The following is a 17,203-nucleotide window of genomic DNA, read 5'->3' on the forward strand; positions in this document are numbered from 1 at the left end:
GGGCGTCAGCCGTGGTGGTGATGGGAGTAGTGGCCGTGACCATGGCCATGGCTGTCCTGCTCGAATTCCAGCTCGGACAGCACGTACTGGGACATGCCGACGGCCAGCTCCTGGTGGCTGACGAAGATCCGGCCGAGCTTCTCCCGGCGCAGGAGGTCTGCGTCGTCCTCGCTGTCGGCGCGCAGCACCGTGACGATCTCCGGGTTGAGCTTGCGGGCGATGTCCACCATCTTGCGGCTGGCCAGCGGGTCCGGTGAGGTGATGACCAGCATTGCTGCGCGGGTGATGTGGGACTGGACCAGCACGATGGGGTCGGAGGCGTCGCCGCTGACGGCGGCCTTGCCGAGCTTGCGCAGGGTTTCCACCACTTCCCGGTTGCTGTCCGCCACTACGTAGGGGACGTGCCGCTTGTCGAGCGCGGACGCGATGTGGCGGCCGACACGTCCGTAGCCCACCAGCACCACCTGGTTGGAGAGCAGCTTGCGGTCGGTGGTCATCGGCAGTGCAGCCAGCGGGTCGTCCCGCAGGTCAAGCTTGCGTGCCCACGCCGAGCGGGCCCGCGCCCAGGCCTGGGCCGGCTCGATGGCGGCGAAGAGCACCGAGTTGAGGGCGATGGAGATCAGCGCGCCGGCGAGGATCAGGTTCTGCCCCTCCATCGTCAGCAGCCCCAGGCCGAGCCCGAGGCCGGCCAGGATGAAGGAGAACTCGCCGATCTGGGCCAGGCTGGCGCCCACCGTCAGCGCGGTGTTGAGGGGGTAGCGGAAGCCCAGCACCAGTGCGATGGCGGCCAGGGTCTTGCCGAACAGGATGATGAACACCACGCCGAGCACCTTGAAGGGCGCGTCGATCAGCACCTGCGGGTCGAACAGCATGCCCACCGATACGAAGAACAGCACCGAGAAGGCATCGCGCAGCGGCAGGGAGTCTTCCGCCGCCCGGTGGCTGAACTCGGACTTGCGCATCATCATGCCGGCGAAGAAGGCGCCCAGCGCGAAGGACACGTCGAAGAGGATCGCCGATGCGTAGGCCACGCCGACTGCGGCGGCGATCACGCAAAGGGTGAACAACTCCCGCGAGCCGGTGCGTGCCACCAGCCACAAGAGGCGCGGAAAGGCGCGGCCGCCGACGAGCAGCATCAGCGCGATGAAGGCCGACACCTTGGCGAGGGTGATACCGACGGTCAGCACGAGAGTCGATACGTCGGCCTGGGGGCCGGCGTCCTTGGCGCCGAGCAGCGGCGCCAGCGCCGGCAGCAGCACCAGCACCAGCACCATCGCCAGGTCTTCCACCACCAGCCAGCCGACGGCGATGCGTCCGTTGGTGGAGTCGAGGATGCCCTTCGCCTCCAGCGCGCGCAGCAGCACGACGGTACTGGCCACCGACAACGCCAGCCCGAACACCACCGACTCACCCACCGGCCAACCCCACCACACGGCCATCGCTGCGCCGAGGCCGGTGGCCACGGCAATCTGCACGACGGCGCCGGGCACCGCGATCTTGCGCACCGCCAGCAGGTCGTCGAGGGAGAAATGCAGGCCGACGCCGAACATCAGCAGCATCACCCCGATCTCGGCCAACTGGCCGGCCAGCGGAAGGTCGGCGACGAAACCCGGTGTGCCGGGGCCGATGGCCACGCCGGCGAGCAGGTAGCCGACCAGCGGCGGCATGCGCAGGCGGGTGGCCACCAGGCCGAGGACCATGGCCAGGCCGAGGCCGGCAGCGATGAGGGCGATCAGGGAGACGTTATGGGGCATCGGCAGTCAGCAAGGGGGCGGATTCAAGGGCATGCAGGTTCGACGCCACGTGGGCGTGGCGGTTCGGCGATTCGGAAAATTTATGCTGCGTTGTGTCAGAACGCGCCCATCGCCAGCCCGGTGGCGAAGGCGGCGCCGAGTTCCTCGCCCTTGGCCAGTTCGTCAGTGGGGACGTGCTTGGGTGCCAGGATGTCTTCCGGCGTCTGTGCGTGGGTACACACGATCAGCGGCGGGGCGATGTCGCGCAGGCGCCAGCCGGTGGCGATGCGGGCGATCTGGCGGGCGGCGTTGCTGCCGTCGCTACCCGCGCATATTACCGCGGCGTAAGGCCGGCCGTTGATGCGATCGAGGGCGCCGTAGTAGCTGCGGTCGAAAAAATCCTTCATCAGCCCGGCGATCGCAGCGAGATTCTCCGGCGTCGCGAAGACATACCCGTCGGCAGCCAACAGGTCGCCGGGGCCGGCCTCGGGGGCGCGCAGCAGGCGCACGTCGATATCAGGCTCGCCGGCAGCGCCGCGGGCGACGGCGTGGATCATCTGCTCGGTGGCGCCGGTCCACGAGTGATAGACGAGCAGCAGGGTCTTGCGGGCGGGGGCGGTCATCGTCGAAAGGCGTCGGGAGGCCTTTCGAGACTAGGCGGGTGCTCCGTATCGGTCAATGCCGCCGGTCAATCTTGCGGGTCAATCCCACATCGAGCGCATGCGGGCCGCCAGATCCACAGCTGCCTGGCGGGTTTCGGCCTTGGCCGGCGTGTCGGGGGTGGCCTCGGGCCAGGTGCAGGTCTCGAAGTGGTCGAGCAGGCGGTTGGGGATGAAGCGTGTGCGGCTGGCGTACACGTGGCGGTCGCCGGTGGAGGACTGGCCGCTGATGTAGAAGCGCTGCGGTACGTAGAGGTCGAGATGGTCCTTGGCGCGGGTCATCGCCACGTAGAGCAGGCGCATCTCCTCCTCGATCTCCCGTTCGCTGCCGGTCGCCAGGTCGGACGGCAGGCAGCCGTCCACCGTGTTGAGCAGGGATACCGCCGGCCACTCGCGGCCCTTGGCCGAGTGGATGGTGGACAGGATCAGGTAGTCCTCGTCGAGCAGCGGCTTGCCGGACTCGTCGCTGGTGGCGTCGGGCGGGTCGAGGGTCAGCTCGGTGAGGAAGCGTTCCTGGCTCGGGTAGGTGGCGGCAATGCGCGCCAGTTGCTGGATGTCGGCCTGGCGCACGCTGAAATCCTCGAACAGGCGCTCCATCTGGCCTTCGTACCATAAGGCCAGTTTCTCGACGGGCGTGGGCCAGGCGCCGGCCTCGGCCAGCCCTTCCACCAGCGCGGCGAATTCCCGCCAGTGCAGGCGGGCGCTGTCGGGCACCGGCTGTTCGGCGAGCAGCAGGCAACCCGGCGGGGCGGCCTGCAGGTTGTCGAGGATGCGTCCGGCGGATTTTGGCCCCAAGCCGGGCAGCAACTGAATGGCACGGAAGCCGGACACCCGGTCGCGGGGATTCTGCGCCCAGCGCAGGATCGCCAGCACGTCCTTGACGTGGGCGGCTTCTAGGAACTTGAGCCCGCCGAACTTCACGAAGGGGATGTTGCGGCGGGTCAGCTCGATCTCCAGCCGCACGCTGTGGTGGGCAGCGCGGAACAGCACCGCCTGGGCCTTGAGCCGGAGGCCGCCCTCCCGGCGGGCGAGGATGCGCTCGACGACGCCGGCGGCCTGGTCGGCCTCGTCGCGGACGCTGATCAGCCGCGGCTTCTCGGCTGAGGCGCGCTCGCTCCACAGGTCCTTGCAGAAGCGCTCCTTGGCCTGGCCGATGACGCCGTTGGCGGCGGCCAGGATGGGCTGCGTGGAGCGGTAGTTGCGGTCCAGCGTGAGCTGGCGGGCCGGCGGGTCGAAGTGGCCGGGGAAGTCGAGGATGTTGCGGATCGTCGCGCCGCGGAAGCTGTAGATGGACTGGGCGTCGTCGCCGACCACGGTGAGGCCGCGGCCGTCCGGCTTGAGGGCGAGCAGGATCTCGGCCTGCAGGCGGTTGGTGTCCTGGTATTCGTCCACCAGCACGTGGCTGAAGCGTCCGCCGACGTCGGCGGCCAGCTCGGGCACGCCGACCATCTGGGCCCAGTAGAGCAGCAGGTCGTCGTAGTCGAGCACCTGCTGAGCCTGCTTGGCGGCCACGTAGGCGCGGAACAGGGCCTTCAGCTCGGTGGCCCATTCGGCGCACCACGGGAAGGTGGACAGCAGCACGTCGGTCAGCGGCGCGCGGGTATTGACCACCGCGGAGTAGATGGACAGGCAGGTGCCTTTCAGCGGGAAGCGCTTGCCCTTGGCCGACAGGCCCAGCTCGTGGCGGACCAGGTTCATCAGGTCGGCCGAGTCTTCCCGGTCGTGGATCGTGAAGGCCGGGTCGAGGCCGATGGCGCCGGCGTATTCGCGCAGCAGCCGCGCACCGACGCTGTGGAAGGTGCCGGCCCACGGAAAACCGGTGGCGGCCAGCTGGGCGTGGCGCGGCGAGACCTTGGCGGCGATGCGCTGCACGCGCCGGGCCAGCTCGTCGGCGGCGCGGCGGGAGAAGGTCAGCAGCAGGATGCGGCTGGGGTCGGCGCCGTGGGCCAGCAGGTGGGCGACCCGGTGGGCGAGGGTGTTGGTCTTGCCCGAACCGGCGCCGGCGATGACCAGCAGCGGCCCGTCGCCGTCCGGCGTGCCGACGCCGTGGGTGGCGGCCTGGCGCTGGACTTCGTTGAGGCTGTCCAGGTAGGCGGGCACGGCGGCGTCGATGGTGCCGCTCACCGGGACGCGCTCCCCGCGGCAGCCTGGAAGGCCACACTGGCGGACGAGTGGAGGGGGCTGTGGTGCCGGGCGGGGAAGGGGCGAAGGGGCATGGCGGTCTCTCTTTGGCTGTAATTGTATACAGCTTGGTGGGGGCTGCAAGTGCAGGCGGGCCTGCTACCATCCGGCCCATGAGTCTCTATCAGGATCTTGCCGAACAGACCGCCCGCCTGATCGCCGATGGCGTGTTGCGCCCCGGCGACCGCCTGCCGTCGGTGCGCCAGGCCTGCAAGAGCCACGGTATCGCGCCGGTGACGGTGACCCAGGCCTACGCGCTGCTGGAAAGCCGCGGCCTCGTCGATGCGCGCCCCAAATCAGGCTACTTCGTGCGGGCGCGTCTGGGCCAGCGCCTGGCCGAGCCGGAGATGACCCACCCGGTCGGCCATTCGACGGCGCTGGAGGTCAGCGACTTCATCTTCCAGATCCTCGACAGCGTCAAGGACCCGGCGGTGGTGCCCCTCGGCTCCAGTTTTCCCAGCCCCTACCTGTATCCCCTTGACAAGCTGGGGCGCTGCCTGGCCGCCGCCGCCCGTCACCTCGATCCGCTGGCCACCGTCACCGACCTGCCGCCGGGCAACGACGAGCTGCGCCGCCAGTTGGCCCTGCGCTACCTGGCCCACGGCGCGTCGGTGGCGCCGCAGGAGATCGTCATCACCTCCGGTGCGATGGAAGGGCTGAACCTGTGCCTGCAGGCGGTGACGCGGCCGGGCGACCTGATCGCCATCGAGTCGCCGACCTTCTACGCCGGCCTGCAGGCCGCCGAGCGGCTGGGCCTGAAGGTCATCGAGATCCCCAGCCACCCGCGCGAGGGCGTCAGCCTGCCGGCGCTGGAGGACGCGCTGCGCCACCATCCGGTGAAGGCCTGCCTGTTCATGCTCAACTACGCCAACCCCACCGGCGCGCGGGTGCCGGACGAGCGGCGGCAGGCGCTGGTGGAGCTGCTCGACCGCCACGACGTGCCGCTGATCGAGGACGACGTGTATGCCGAGCTGCACTTCGGTGCCGAGGCGCCGCTGTGCACCAAGGCGGTGGACCCGAACGGGCGCGTCATGCACGTGTCGTCCTTCTCCAAGTGCCTGGCACCGGGCTACCGCATCGGCTGGGTGGCGGCGGGGCGCTACGCGGCGGCGATCCAGCGCCAGAAGCTGTCCCTGAGCCTGGCGACGACGGTGCCGGTACAGATCGCGCTGGCGGATTACCTGAAGCACGGCGGCTACGAGAAGCACCTGCGCCAGCTGCGCAGCACGCTGGCGGCCCAGGAGGCGGCGCTGGTGGCCGCCGTCGAAACCCATTTCCCGGCCGCCACGCGGCTGGCGCGGCCCCAGGGCGGCTACTTCCTGTGGCCGGAGCTGCCGCGCGGCACCGATGCCCTCGAGCTGCACCGCCGGGCGCTGGAGCAGGGCATCAGCATCGCACCGGGGCCGATCTTCTCGGCCAAGCGCGAGTTCGGCCATTGCATCCGCCTCAACTTCGGCCATCCCCTCGGCGAGCGCGGGCGGGCGGCGGTCGCCACGTTGGGGGCGCTTCTGTAGCGGCAGAAATTCTGTACCTATAAAAAACACGACAGGCTGAATCTGTTTCCATCCGGCGCCGGGTGATCTACTCCCGGTCCAGGAGGAATACCCAGATGAACAAGCCTGTCAGCAAGGTCCGCGAAGCCAAACTGGAGTTGTACCGCAAGAAGGGAAAGATCCACGCCCGCGAGGTGCGCGGCCGATTCAACACGATCCGCTGGGCGATGGTGTGGTTCACCCAGCTGGTCTTCTACGGGGCCTGCTGGCTCCAGTGGGGCGGCCGCCAGGCCGTGCTGTTCGACATTCCCCACGAGAAGTTCTACCTCTTCGGCCTGGTGCTGTGGCCGCAGGATGCGCTGCTGCTGGCCATCATGCTTATCCTCGCCGCCACCGGCCTGTTCCTCGTCACTGCGCTGGCGGGGCGGCTGTTCTGCGGCTTCGCCTGTCCGCAGACGGTCTATACGGAAATCTTCATGTGGATCGAGGCCAAGGTGGAGGGCGACCACCTGGCCCGCCTGAAGCTCGACCAGGCCCCGACCAGCCTCGACAAGCTGGCTCGGCGCGGCACCAAATACGCGCTGTGGGCGCTGGTGGCGGCGTGGACGGCGATCAGTTTCGTCGGCTACTTCACGCCGATCCGCGAGCTGCTGCCGGCGGTGGCGGGCTGGAACGTTGGCCCGTGGGAAGGCTTCTGGCTGATCTTCTACGGTTTGTTCACCTACGTGCAGGCCGGCTTTGCCCGCGAGGCGGTGTGCCAGCACATGTGTCCGTACTCCCGTTTCCAGGGCGTGATGTTCGACAGCACCACCCGCACCGTCAGCTACGACGTGGCCCGCGGCGAGCCGCGCAAGGGCGCGGCCGCGTTGAAGGCGGCGGGGCAGGGCGCCGGGCAAGGTGCAACGCAAGGCAAGGGCGACTGCATCGACTGCGGCATCTGCGTGCAGGTTTGCCCGACCGGCATCGATATCCGCGACGGCCTGCAATACCAGTGCATCAACTGCGGCCTGTGTGTGGATGCCTGCGATGACGTGATGACCAAGGTCGCCAAGCCCGTCGGTCTGATCCGCTTCGCGTCGGAGCAGGAGCTGGCCGGCCAGCCAGCCCGCAGCGGGCGGCCGCGGCTGGCGGTGTATGGCGGGCTGATCGGGGTCTTCGTGGCCCTCGGCGCCTGGACCCTCAGCGAGCGTTCGCTGCTGCTGGTGGACGTGCTGCGCGACCGGGGCAGCCTGTCGCGGGAGACCGCCGATGGCCTCATCGAGAACGCCTACACCCTCAAGCTGATGAACCTGGCCGAGGAAGACCGCGACTTCGACGTGGCGGTGAGCGGCCTGCCCGGCATCCAGCTGGTCGGCGCGAGCCACTTTGCCGGCGAGGCCGGCGGTATCCGCGAAGTCCACGTGACCGTCGCCGCGCCGCCCGATGCCGCCAGGCCCGGTGCTAGCCCGATCGCCTTCCTGATCAAGGCCCGTCAGGACCCCGACACCCAGGTCAGCGAGAAGAGCACCTTCGTGCTGCCCTGAGCCACTGCCCGAGAACGAAACCATGTACCGCTACAACGAAACCGACCAGCGCCTGGTGGATGACCGGGTCGTCCAGTTCCGCGACCAGATGACGCGCTTCCTCGACGGGCGCCTGGCGGAGGACGAGTTCCGTCCGCTGCGCCTGCAGAACGGCCTCTACATCCAGCGCCACGCGCCGATGCTGCGGGTTGCCATTCCCTACGGCACGCTGGCGGCCTACCAGCTGCGCAAGCTGGCCGACATCGCGCGCCGCTACGACCGGGGCTATGGCCACTTCACGACGCGCAGCAACATCCAGTTCAACTGGGTGCGCCTGGAGGAAACGCCGGACATCCTGGCCGAACTGGCCGCCGTGCAGATGCACGCGATCCAGACCTCCGGCAACTGCATCCGCAACATCACCACCGACCAGTTCGCCGGTGTGGCCGCCGACGAGCTGTTCGACCCGCGCCCCTACTGCGAGATCGTCCGCCAGTGGTCCACGCTGGCGCCGGAGTTCCTGTTCCTGCCGCGCAAGTTCAAGATCGCTATCGCGGGCGGCGAGGAAGATCGTGCCGCCGTGCGCTTCCACGACATCGGCGCCCGTGCGCGGGTGGCCGAGGACGGGCGGATCGGCTTCCAGGTCTTCGTCGGTGGCGGCCTCGGCCGCACGCCGATGGTCGGCCAGTGCCTGAAGGACTTCCTGCCGCGCGAGGAACTGCTCAACTACTTCGAGGCGATTCTTCGGGTCTATAACCGCTACGGCCGCCGCGACAACAAGTACAAGGCGCGCATCAAGATCCTCGTCAAGGACCTGACGTTGGACGGCTTCGCGCGGGAGGTGGAGGACGAATGGGCGTGGACCCGCGGCGGCCCCGGCATGATTGCCGAGCAGACCTTCGACGACATGGACGCCTTCTTCGCCCGTGCCGATCTGCCGCCTGCTGACGCGGCCGACCCAGTCTATGCAGCGGCGCTGGCGAGCAACCGCGCCTTTGCCCGCTGGGTCGAGCGCAACGTGGCGGCGCATCGCGACCCCGGCCGTGCCATCGTCACGCTGTCCCTGAAGAAAGCCGGCTCGCCGCCGGGGGACGCCACCGCCGAGCAGATGGACGGCGTGGCCGAGCTGGCCGAGCGTTTCAGCGCCGGCGAGATCCGCGTCAGCCACGAACAGAACCTGGTGCTGCCCCACGTCGCCCGCCGCGACCTGCCGGCCCTGTGGGAAGGGGCGCGGGCGCTGGGCCTGGCGACGCCCAACATCGGCCTGCTGACCGACGTGGTGTGCTGCCCGGGCGGCGACTTCTGTTCTCTTGCCAACGCGCGCTCGATCCCGGTGGCGGCGGCGGTCCAGCAGCGCTTCGAGGATCTGGACTATCAGTTCGACATCGGGCCGCTGGAACTCAACATGTCCGGCTGCGTGAATGCCTGCGGCCACCATCACATCGGGCACATCGGCATCCTCGGCGTGGACAAGAACAACGAGGAGTATTACCAGGTGACGATTGGCGGCCGGGAAGGTACGCGGGCAGCCATCGGCAAGGTGATCGGCCCGGCCTTCGCGGCGCCGCAGATCCCCTACGTGATCCAGCGCCTGCTGGAGGTGTACCTGGCCCTGCGGCACGAAGGGGAGCTCTTCATCGACGCGGTCGAGCGCCTCGGCCTGGAGCCCTTCAAGACCCGCGTGTATGGAGCTGGAGCATGAGCGCCGTGATCCTCAAGCATGGCGAGATCGTCGCCGACCGCTGGCAACCCATCGACGCCGACGCCAGCGCGGCGCACATCGCCGATGCCATCGCCGCGGGCGGGCCGCTGCTGCTGCCCTTGCCCCTGTGGCTGGCCCATCGGGCGGACCTCGACCCGCAGCGGGCCGGTGTGCTGCTGGTGGCGGAGGACGGGCTCGACGCGGTGCTGCCGTGGCTGGACACGCTTCCGCTGATTGCGATCCACTTTCCGGTGTTCACCGACGGGCGCGGCTACTCCCTGGCCCGCCTGCTGCGTAACCGCCACGGCTATCGCGGCGAGCTGCGGGCGGTGGGGGATGTGCTGCGCGACCAGCTGTACTTCCTGCATCGCTGCGGCTTCGACGCCTTTGCGCTGCGCGCCGACCAGGCGGTGGAGGAGGCGCGGGCGGCCTTCGCGGATTACTCATGGGCGCCACTCGGCGGACATGGGGAAAGCCGGGGCTTGAGCCACAATGAGAGCGTTGATTGAAAACTGAGCCGGGGTGTCGCCCCGGCCGAACTGCCGAGGCCTGCCGATGAATTCCGCCGATCATGTTGTTGCCGACCGTCCCGGCCTGTCCGACCACACCAAGGGCCTGCTGGCCGCCGGCGTGGTGGTGCTGTGCTGGTCGGGCTTCAACATCGTCTCCCGCCTTGGCAGCAAGGGCGTGCTGACGCCCTTCGACATCGCGGCGATGCGCTTCGGCGTATCCGGCCTGATCGCCCTGCCTTTCTTCCTGGCCCGCGTGAAGCCGGCCGACTGGCCGCGCTACATGGCGCTGGCCCTGTTCGGTGGGCTCGGCTACGGGCTGCTGGTGTATTCCGGTTTCGCCTTCGCGCCGACCGCCCACGCCGGCGTCTTCGTGAACGGGGGCATCCCGTTCTGGACCATCGTCATCGTCGCCGTGCTGGCCGGCTTCCGGCTCGCCCGCCACATTGCGCTGGCGCTGCTGCTGTCGTCCTGCGGGCTGGTGCTGATCGGTTACGACAGCGTGGTGGCCGGCCGCGGCGGCGCCCAGTGGATCGGCGACCTGCTGTTCTTCGCCGCTGCGCTGACCTGGGCGATCTTCGGCCTGCTGATGCGCCGCTGGCAGGTCCGCCCGTGGTTGGCGATCACCGGCGTGGCGAGCTTTTCCTGCGTAGCCTACCTGCCGGTGTACCTGCTTTGGCTGCCGAAGGCGGTGCTGCTGGCGCCGACCGGCGAGATCGCGCTGCAATGTGTCTACCAGGGCGTCGTCGCGGCGCTGGTGGCGGGCAGCATGTACAGCTACGCCAACCACAAGATCGGCGCCTGCCAGGCCTCGATGATGCTGGCCCTGGTGCCGGGCGTCTCTGCGGTGGGCGCCTGGTTGCTGCTCGACGAAGCCATCGGCCCGCGCGTGATCGTCGGCATCCTGGTGGTGTCGGCCGGCGCCGTGCTGTGCGCACTGCCGCCGCGGCAGGCGGCCAGGGCGGGCGCCTGAGGGGCCGCGTCGCCGATCCGTGCTGTCAGCCGAATCGCAAGGTAGGCTTGCCATAGCAATCATTGTTTCCAATAATGATTGCTATGGCAAGCCAGAAATCATCCGTTTATCAAGAAGAGATCACCCGGATCGCCCAGCGTCTGGGGGGGCGTATCCGTGCGGCCAGAGTCTTTCGAAACTGGCGCCAGGAGGATCTGGCTGCACGCACCAGCCTCTCGCGCTCGACCATCCAGGCGATTGAACGGGGGGAGGAGACGGTCGCCATCGGCAGCGTGCTGCAAGTCCTCTGGTTGCTCGGTCTGGCCAACGAGGTCGAGCTGATAGCGGATCCGGGGCTGGACAGGGAAGGGTTGTCGCTGGCGCTGGATGCGGCCAAGAAGCGCGTACACGTCCAACGGAAGATCGATGATGACTTCTGAGGATCTCTTCATCTGGGTCTATCTGCCCGGCCAGCAGATGCCGGTCGTGGCCGGGCGGCTGAGCGTGTCGCAAACCGCCGCCGGCAAGGTCGGACATTTCACCTACGGGCGCTCTTATCTGGAGCGTCAGGAAGCCATTCCCATCGACCCGGTCGCCCTGCCGCTGAAAAAGGGCGAGTTCACCTTCACGTCCTTGAGTGGTTTTCCCGGTGCGATTCTCGACAGTTGCCCGGACCGCTGGGGCGTCAAGGTGATCGATCGGCTGGTCGGCCAGCAGGATTATCCGCGTGGCTACATCCTCAGGAACGATCCCGGCCGCGCCGGCGCACTGGCCTTTTCGAGCGGGGCGAAGGACGTTCCGCAAGAGCAAGCGAGCCGTGAGTTCTCCCTGGCGCAGTTGCTTGCTGCGGCGGAAGATGTGGAAGCTGATCGTCCCGTCGATAGCGAGTTGCTGAAAGCCCTGCACCCGGGAACCGGCGGCGCCCGCCCCAAGTGCAATATCGTCGAAAACAACGCAGTCTGGATCGCCAAGTTTCCCAGCATCGACGACGAGCCCCGCATCAGCATTCCGCGCCTGGAGCACGCGACCATGCAACTGGGCCGGCTCTGTGGAATCTCGACGGCGGAAACCCTTATCCGGGAAGTGGATGGCCGGGATGTCTGCCTGGTGCGGCGGTTCGACCGGGAAGTGACCGACGCCCGGATCGGCCGGCGCGGGTTTCTGAGTGCCCGCAGCGTCTTTCATGCCGACCCGGCCTACGCCGCGGTGTCCACGCCTTCCTATGCGCGCCTGTCCCGCTGGATGCCTCGCTACGGCTGCACGGAGGCGCATCGCAAGGCGCTTTTCGGTCGCATGGTATTCAATTGCGTCGTGAAGAACGTGGATGACCATGAGCTGAACCACGGTCTCCTGCATGTTCAGGGCGACACCTTTGAACTGGCGCCGGCCTACGACATCGTGCCCAGCTTGAAACGCCACGCCGTCCATCACCACGCCATGCTGGTCGGGGATTCCGGCGCCGGAACCATCGCCAATCTCGTCAGCGTGGCGGAGGCCTTCACGCTCAGGCGGGATGAAGCGCTGACGGTCATCCATGATATTCAGCGGACGACCCTGAAATGCTGGCGGGACGTCTTCTACGAAGCGGGTTTCGGGGATGAGGAGCTACGCACCGTTGAGCATGTCTTCCAGGCGCTCCCCGAGGGACTCTGAAGTCAGGCGAAGCGGCCCATCTAGGTACACAGGCTCTTGCCCACAGTCTCGCGGATCAGTTCGACCATCGCCTGCTGGGTCAGCGTGGCTGGGCGCAGGGCGCTGACGGCGAGGGACAGGCGGCTGTGCAGCGGCGGGGTGATCGGGTGGGGTACGAGCTGGTCGGCTTTGCCGGAGGTCTGCAGTGCGGTCTTCGACAGGACCGCCACGCCTGCGTCGTCCGCCACCAGGTCGAGGAGGGCGCTGACGCCGTCGATCTCGATGGCGATGTTGGGTCGCAGCCCGGCGTCGGCCAGCGCGGCTTCGATGACCATGCGGATGGCGTTGGGGCGGCTGGGGATGATCAGCGGCATCTGGGCCACTTCCTCCAGCGTCACCGGGCGCGGCGGCTGGCCCTTGTTGGGGCGGATCAGGAACAGCTCCTCGTCGAGCAGCGGCCGCGTCTCGATGTCGGGGGACGGCATCGTGCTGTAGACCAGCGCGACGTCCAGGCGGCCGGAGATCAGTGATTCCTGCATCGTCACCGACAGGCCCTCGCGGATGCACAGGGACGCTTCCGGCAGGCGTTCGCGAAAGGCGCGCGTAAGCGGCACCGTCAGCACGCGGGCCAGGCTCGGTGGCAGGCCCACGGCGACGCGGCCGGTGAGGGCACCGCGCACGCGGCCGAGTTCTTCCCGCGCCCGCTCCACCTGATGGAGGATGCCGCGGGCGTGTTCGAGCAGGACCTTGCCGGCCTCGGTCAGCGTCACGCCGCGGCCGTTGCGTACCAGCATGTTCTGGCGCAACTCCACCTCCAGCAGTCGGATCTGCCGGCTGAGGGCCGGCTGGGCGATGTCAAGCACGATGGATGCGCGCGTGAAGCTGCCGAGTTCGGCAACCCGCACGAAGTATTCGAGCTGTTTCAGGTCCATGGACGCAGGCTTTTCGGGACGCAGCGGAAGTACCGGAAGGTATCACGAACTGTTATAGCTGCTAGAGCATCAGACCGCTATTGCAGGGGGTGGCACAGGCGAAGAATGCATCGCATGCAAACGCCAATCAAAACCTGTTTCATGCGTGGGGGCACCTCCCGGGGGCCGTTCTTCAACGCTGCGGACCTTCCCGCCGACATCGCCACCCGCGACCGGGTGCTGCTCGCGGTGATGGGTTCCCCCGACCGCCGCCAGATCGACGGCCTCGGCGGCGCCCACCCGCTGACCAGCAAGGTGGGGATCGTCTCGAAGAGCGCGACGCCGGGGGTCGATCTGGACTTCCTGTTCGCCCAGCTCCAGCCCGACAGGGACACCGTGGACACCACCCCCAACTGCGGCAACATGCTCGCCGCCGTGGTGCCCTTCGCGCTGGAAGCCGGCATGGTGCAGGCCCAGGGCGAGACCAGCACCTTCCGCGTGCTGACCCTCAACACCGACATGCAGTGCGACATCACCGTGCAGACGCCGGGCGGCCAGGTGGAATACGCCGGCGACGCACGCATCGACGGCGTGCCCGGCAGCTCGGCGCCGATCACCATCAACTTCCTGGATACCGCCGGCTCAGTGTGTTCCGGCCTGCTGCCCACCGGCCAGGTGAAGGACGTGATCGACGGCATCGAGGTGACCTGCATCGACAACGGCATGCCGCTGGTGATCTTCCGCGCCGCCGACGTGGGCCGGACCGGCTACGAGAGCGTCGCCGAGATGAACGCCGACACCGAGCTGAAGGACCGCATCGAGCGCCTGCGCATCGCCTGTGGCCACGCGATGGGCCTCGGCGACGTGAGCGCTAAGAACTACCCCAAGATGACCCTGGTGGCGCCGGCCCGCGAAGGCGGCAGCCTGACCACCCGCAGCTTCATTCCCCACGTCTGCCACGACGCCATCGGCGTGCTGGCGGCGGTCACCGTGGCCACCGCCTGCGTGCTGGAAGGCTCGGTTACCGCGGGCATCGCCAAGGTGCCGGACGGCAACGTCAAGGCGGTGTCGGTGGAACACCCGACCGGCGAGTTCTCGGTGGAGCTGGAGCTCGATCCGGCCAACCCGCAGAACGTCACCCGCGCGGCGCTGCTGCGCACCGCGCGCCTGATCATGCGCGGCGAGGTGATGGTGCCGGCCGCCGCGTGGGACGGCCGGCAGGGCTGAGCCGGCGGGCTTTCTTTCCTTTGCAGGGGCGGATTCATTCGCCCGCGGACTTCGATGACGGGGCTGCGGGCGGATGAGTCCGCCCCTGCAGGGCCGTCGAGTACAAGAAATAAAAGAGTTTCAACAAACCAAAATAGCCGCCACCGGCGGCACCTGGAGGAGAAGTCGAAATGAGCCAGACCCAGAACGTCAACGTGCAGACGTTCCTCAATGAGCACCCGTTTTCCGGTTTCCAGTGGCTGATCTTCGGCCTGTGTTTCTGCATCGTGCTGCTGGACGGTTTCGACACCGCCGCCATCGGCTACATCGCTCCGTCGCTGATCCAGGAGTGGGGCGTCACCAAGCCGGCGCTGGCGCCGGTGCTCAGCGCGGCACTGTTCGGGCTGGCGGCGGGGGCCATCTCCGCCGGGCCGCTGGCCGACCGCTTCGGCCGCAAGCGCCTGCTGGTGGTGTCGGTGCTGATCTTCGGCGTGGCCTGCCTGGCTTCTTCCTTCGCCGGTAGCCTCACCGAGCTGTCGGTGCTGCGCTTTGTCACCGGCCTCGGCCTTGGTGCGGCGATGCCCAACGCGGTGACGCTGATGAGCGAGTATTGCCCCGACGCGCGCCGGTCGACCCTCACCAACGCGATGTTCTGCGGCTTTCCGCTGGGTGCCTCCCTCGGCGGCTTCCTCGCCGCGTGGATGATTCCCCAGTGGGGCTGGCGCAGCGTGCTGGGCCTCGGCGGCCTGGCGCCGCTGGCGCTGGTGCTCCTGCTGCTGCTGTTCCTGCCCGAGTCGGTGCGCTACATGGTGGCCAAGGGCTTCTCCGTCGAGCACATCCGTGGCGTGCTGCGCCGCATCTCCAGCGCCGCCGACAAGGCCGCCGCTTTCGTGATGACCGAGAAGGCCCACGCCCCGACCGAGGGCAGTGGCATCGGCGTGGTGCTGTCGCGCAGCTACGTGGTCGGCTCGGTGTCCCTGTGGGTCGCCTACTTCATGGGGCTGGTGATCTTCTATGCTTTGATCAACTGGATGCCGGTGCTGTTCAAGGACGGCGGCCTCGATCCCAAGACTGCGACGCTGATCTCGGCGCTGTTCCCCCTCGGCGGCGTCGGCGCAATCCTGTTCGGCTGGCTGATGGACCGCTTCAACGCCAACCGGGTCATTGCGGTGGGCTACTTCCTGACCGCTGGTGCGATCTTCGCCATCGGCCACGCGGCCGGCAGCATCGGCCTGCTGGTGGCGGTGGTGTTCGGCGCCGGCGCGATCATGAACACCGCCCAGTCGTCGATGCCAGCCCTCGCGGCGGCCTTCTACCCGACCCGCGGCCGTGCCACCGGCGTGGCCTGGATGCTCGGCATCGGGCGTTTCGGCGGTATCGCCGGTTCCTTCCTGGTGGCCGAGCTGAGCGCCCGCCACCTGGATTTCGGCAGCATCTTCGCGGTGGTCGCGGTGCCCGGCCTGATCGCCGGCGCGGCCCTGCTGGTGAAGGAGTTCGTGCATCCGGAGGCAAACGGCGCCAAGCCCAAGCTGGCCGATGCGCCGGGCCACTGATCGTTGCGGTAAAGATATAGCAAAGCGATATAGCTGCTAGAGCGCTAGACCGCTTATGCGCAGTCTTCATGCTTGAAAGAATGCGTCCATACAAGCAAGAACCTACAAGGAACACACCATGATCATCGACATCCACGGTCACTACACCACCGCCCCGAAGGCCCTCGAAGAGTGGCGCAACCGCCAGATCGCCGGCATCAAGGATCCGTCCGTAATGCCTAAGGTCTCCGAGCTGAAGATCAGCGACGACGAACTGCGCGAGACCATTGAGACCAATCAGCTGCGCCTGATGAAGGAGCGTGGTTCCGACCTGACGATCTTCTCGCCGCGCGCCAGCTTCATGGCCCACCACATCGGCGACTTCAACATCAGCGCCACCTGGGCGGCCATCTGCAACGAGCTGTGCTACCGCGTCAGCCAGCTGTTCCCCGACAACTTCATCGGCGCCGCCATGCTGCCGCAGAGCCCCGGCGTCGATCCGGCCACCTGCATTCCCGAGTTGGTGAAGTGCGTCGAGCAGTACGGCAACGTCGGCATCAACCTCAACCCGGACCCGTCCGGCGGCCACTGGACCAGCCCCCCGCTGTCCGACAAGCAGTGGTACCCGATCTACGAAAAGATGGTCGAGTACGACATCCCGGCGATGGTCCACGTGTCCACCAGCTGCAACTGCGCCTTCCACACCACCGGCGCCCACTACCTGAACGCCGACACCACGGCCTTTATGCAGTGCCTGACCTCCGACCTGTTCAAGGACTTCCCGACCCTGAAGTTCGTGATCCCCCACGGTGGCGGCGCGGTGCCCTACCACTGGGGCCGTTTCCGTGGCCTGGCCCAGGAGCTGAAGAAGCCGCTGCTGAAGGACCACCTGCTCAACAACATTTTCTTCGACACCTGCGTCTATCACCAGCCGGGCATCGACCTGCTGACCAAGGTGATCCCGGTGGACAACATTCTGTTCGCCTCCGAAATGATCGGCGCCGTGCGCGGCATCGACCCGGAGACCGGCCACTACTACGACGATACCAAGCGCTACATCGAGGGCACCCTGAACCTGTCCGCCGAGGACCGCTACAAGGTCTACGAGGGCAACGCCCGCCGCGTCTATCCGCGCCTCGACACCGCGCTGAAGGCCAAGGGTCTGTAAGCACCCCCGCCCCGACACGAGAG

At 67.8% G+C, this 17,203-nt stretch carries 14 protein-coding genes; 10 read left to right on the top strand and 4 right to left on the bottom strand.

The window, feature by feature from the left end; all coding sequences use genetic code 11:
* Positions 1-5 precede the first annotated feature (5 nt).
* The 3 genes from AC3QL2_RS17595 to AC3QL2_RS17605 form a co-directional block, all read right to left on the bottom strand.
* Positions 6-1,754, bottom strand: a complete 1,749-nt coding sequence (locus tag AC3QL2_RS17595) for a cation:proton antiporter domain-containing protein (RefSeq protein WP_493235126.1) — start codon at positions 1,752-1,754, stop codon at positions 6-8.
* A 95-nt stretch (positions 1,755-1,849) separates the two neighbouring features.
* On the bottom strand, positions 1,850-2,356 hold the full coding sequence (locus tag AC3QL2_RS17600; RefSeq protein ID WP_493235127.1) for a flavodoxin family protein: 507 nt from the start codon (positions 2,354-2,356) through the stop codon (positions 1,850-1,852).
* Positions 2,357-2,434: 78 nt separating this feature from the next.
* Entirely contained in the window at positions 2,435-4,516 is a 2,082-nt protein-coding gene (locus tag AC3QL2_RS17605) for an ATP-dependent helicase (protein ID WP_493235128.1), read from the bottom strand.
* A gap of 170 nt (positions 4,517-4,686) precedes the next feature.
* Between AC3QL2_RS17605 and AC3QL2_RS17610 the strand changes: the two genes are divergently transcribed.
* The 7 genes from AC3QL2_RS17610 (at position 4,687) to AC3QL2_RS17640 (ending at position 12,384) form a co-directional block, all read left to right on the top strand.
* Entirely contained in the window at positions 4,687-6,087 is a 1,401-nt protein-coding gene (locus AC3QL2_RS17610; RefSeq protein ID WP_493235129.1) for an aminotransferase-like domain-containing protein, read from the top strand.
* A gap of 95 nt (positions 6,088-6,182) precedes the next feature.
* Positions 6,183-7,589 carry a cytochrome c oxidase accessory protein CcoG gene (gene ccoG, locus AC3QL2_RS17615; protein WP_493235130.1) on the top strand — a complete coding sequence of 469 codons (1,407 nt, stop codon included), beginning with the start codon at positions 6,183-6,185 and terminating at the stop codon, positions 7,587-7,589.
* A gap of 22 nt (positions 7,590-7,611) precedes the next feature.
* Entirely contained in the window at positions 7,612-9,270 is a 1,659-nt protein-coding gene (locus tag AC3QL2_RS17620; RefSeq protein ID WP_493235131.1) for a nitrite/sulfite reductase, read from the top strand.
* The gene (locus AC3QL2_RS17625; RefSeq protein WP_493235132.1) at positions 9,267-9,779 is read left to right on the top strand and encodes a DUF934 domain-containing protein; all 513 of its coding nucleotides are present in this window, start codon (positions 9,267-9,269) and stop codon (positions 9,777-9,779) included. The genes AC3QL2_RS17620 and AC3QL2_RS17625 overlap by 4 nt, the downstream gene beginning before the upstream one ends.
* A gap of 46 nt (positions 9,780-9,825) precedes the next feature.
* Entirely contained in the window at positions 9,826-10,752 is a 927-nt protein-coding gene (locus AC3QL2_RS17630) for a DMT family transporter (RefSeq protein ID WP_493235133.1), read from the top strand.
* An 83-nt stretch (positions 10,753-10,835) separates the two neighbouring features.
* Positions 10,836-11,171 carry a helix-turn-helix domain-containing protein gene (locus AC3QL2_RS17635; RefSeq protein ID WP_493235134.1) on the top strand — a complete coding sequence of 112 codons (336 nt, stop codon included), beginning with the start codon at positions 10,836-10,838 and terminating at the stop codon, positions 11,169-11,171.
* Positions 11,158-12,384 carry a type II toxin-antitoxin system HipA family toxin gene (locus AC3QL2_RS17640; RefSeq protein ID WP_493235135.1) on the top strand — a complete coding sequence of 409 codons (1,227 nt, stop codon included), beginning with the start codon at positions 11,158-11,160 and terminating at the stop codon, positions 12,382-12,384. The genes AC3QL2_RS17635 and AC3QL2_RS17640 overlap by 14 nt, the downstream gene beginning before the upstream one ends.
* A 20-nt stretch (positions 12,385-12,404) precedes the next feature.
* Here AC3QL2_RS17640 and AC3QL2_RS17645 read toward each other — a convergent pair whose 3' ends face one another.
* Positions 12,405-13,295: a LysR substrate-binding domain-containing protein gene (locus tag AC3QL2_RS17645; protein WP_493235136.1), complete on the bottom strand. Its 891-nt coding sequence runs from the start codon at positions 13,293-13,295 to the stop codon at positions 12,405-12,407.
* A gap of 114 nt (positions 13,296-13,409) precedes the next feature.
* On the opposite strand from AC3QL2_RS17645, the gene AC3QL2_RS17650 reads away from it, so the two are divergent.
* The 3 genes from AC3QL2_RS17650 (at position 13,410) to AC3QL2_RS17660 (ending at position 17,180) form a co-directional block, all read left to right on the top strand.
* Positions 13,410-14,501 carry a 4-oxalomesaconate tautomerase gene (locus AC3QL2_RS17650; protein WP_493235137.1) on the top strand — a complete coding sequence of 364 codons (1,092 nt, stop codon included), beginning with the start codon at positions 13,410-13,412 and terminating at the stop codon, positions 14,499-14,501.
* 170 nt (positions 14,502-14,671) lie between these two features.
* Positions 14,672-16,033 (top strand): MFS transporter, encoded by a 1,362-nt coding sequence (locus AC3QL2_RS17655; RefSeq protein WP_493235138.1) that lies wholly within the window; start codon positions 14,672-14,674, stop codon positions 16,031-16,033.
* Positions 16,034-16,151: 118 nt separating this feature from the next.
* Positions 16,152-17,180 carry an amidohydrolase family protein gene (locus tag AC3QL2_RS17660; RefSeq protein ID WP_493235139.1) on the top strand — a complete coding sequence of 343 codons (1,029 nt, stop codon included), beginning with the start codon at positions 16,152-16,154 and terminating at the stop codon, positions 17,178-17,180.
* The last annotated feature ends 23 nt before the right edge of the window (positions 17,181-17,203 follow it).

The organism is Zoogloea sp. GW822-FHT05C07, from assembly GCF_058800215.1.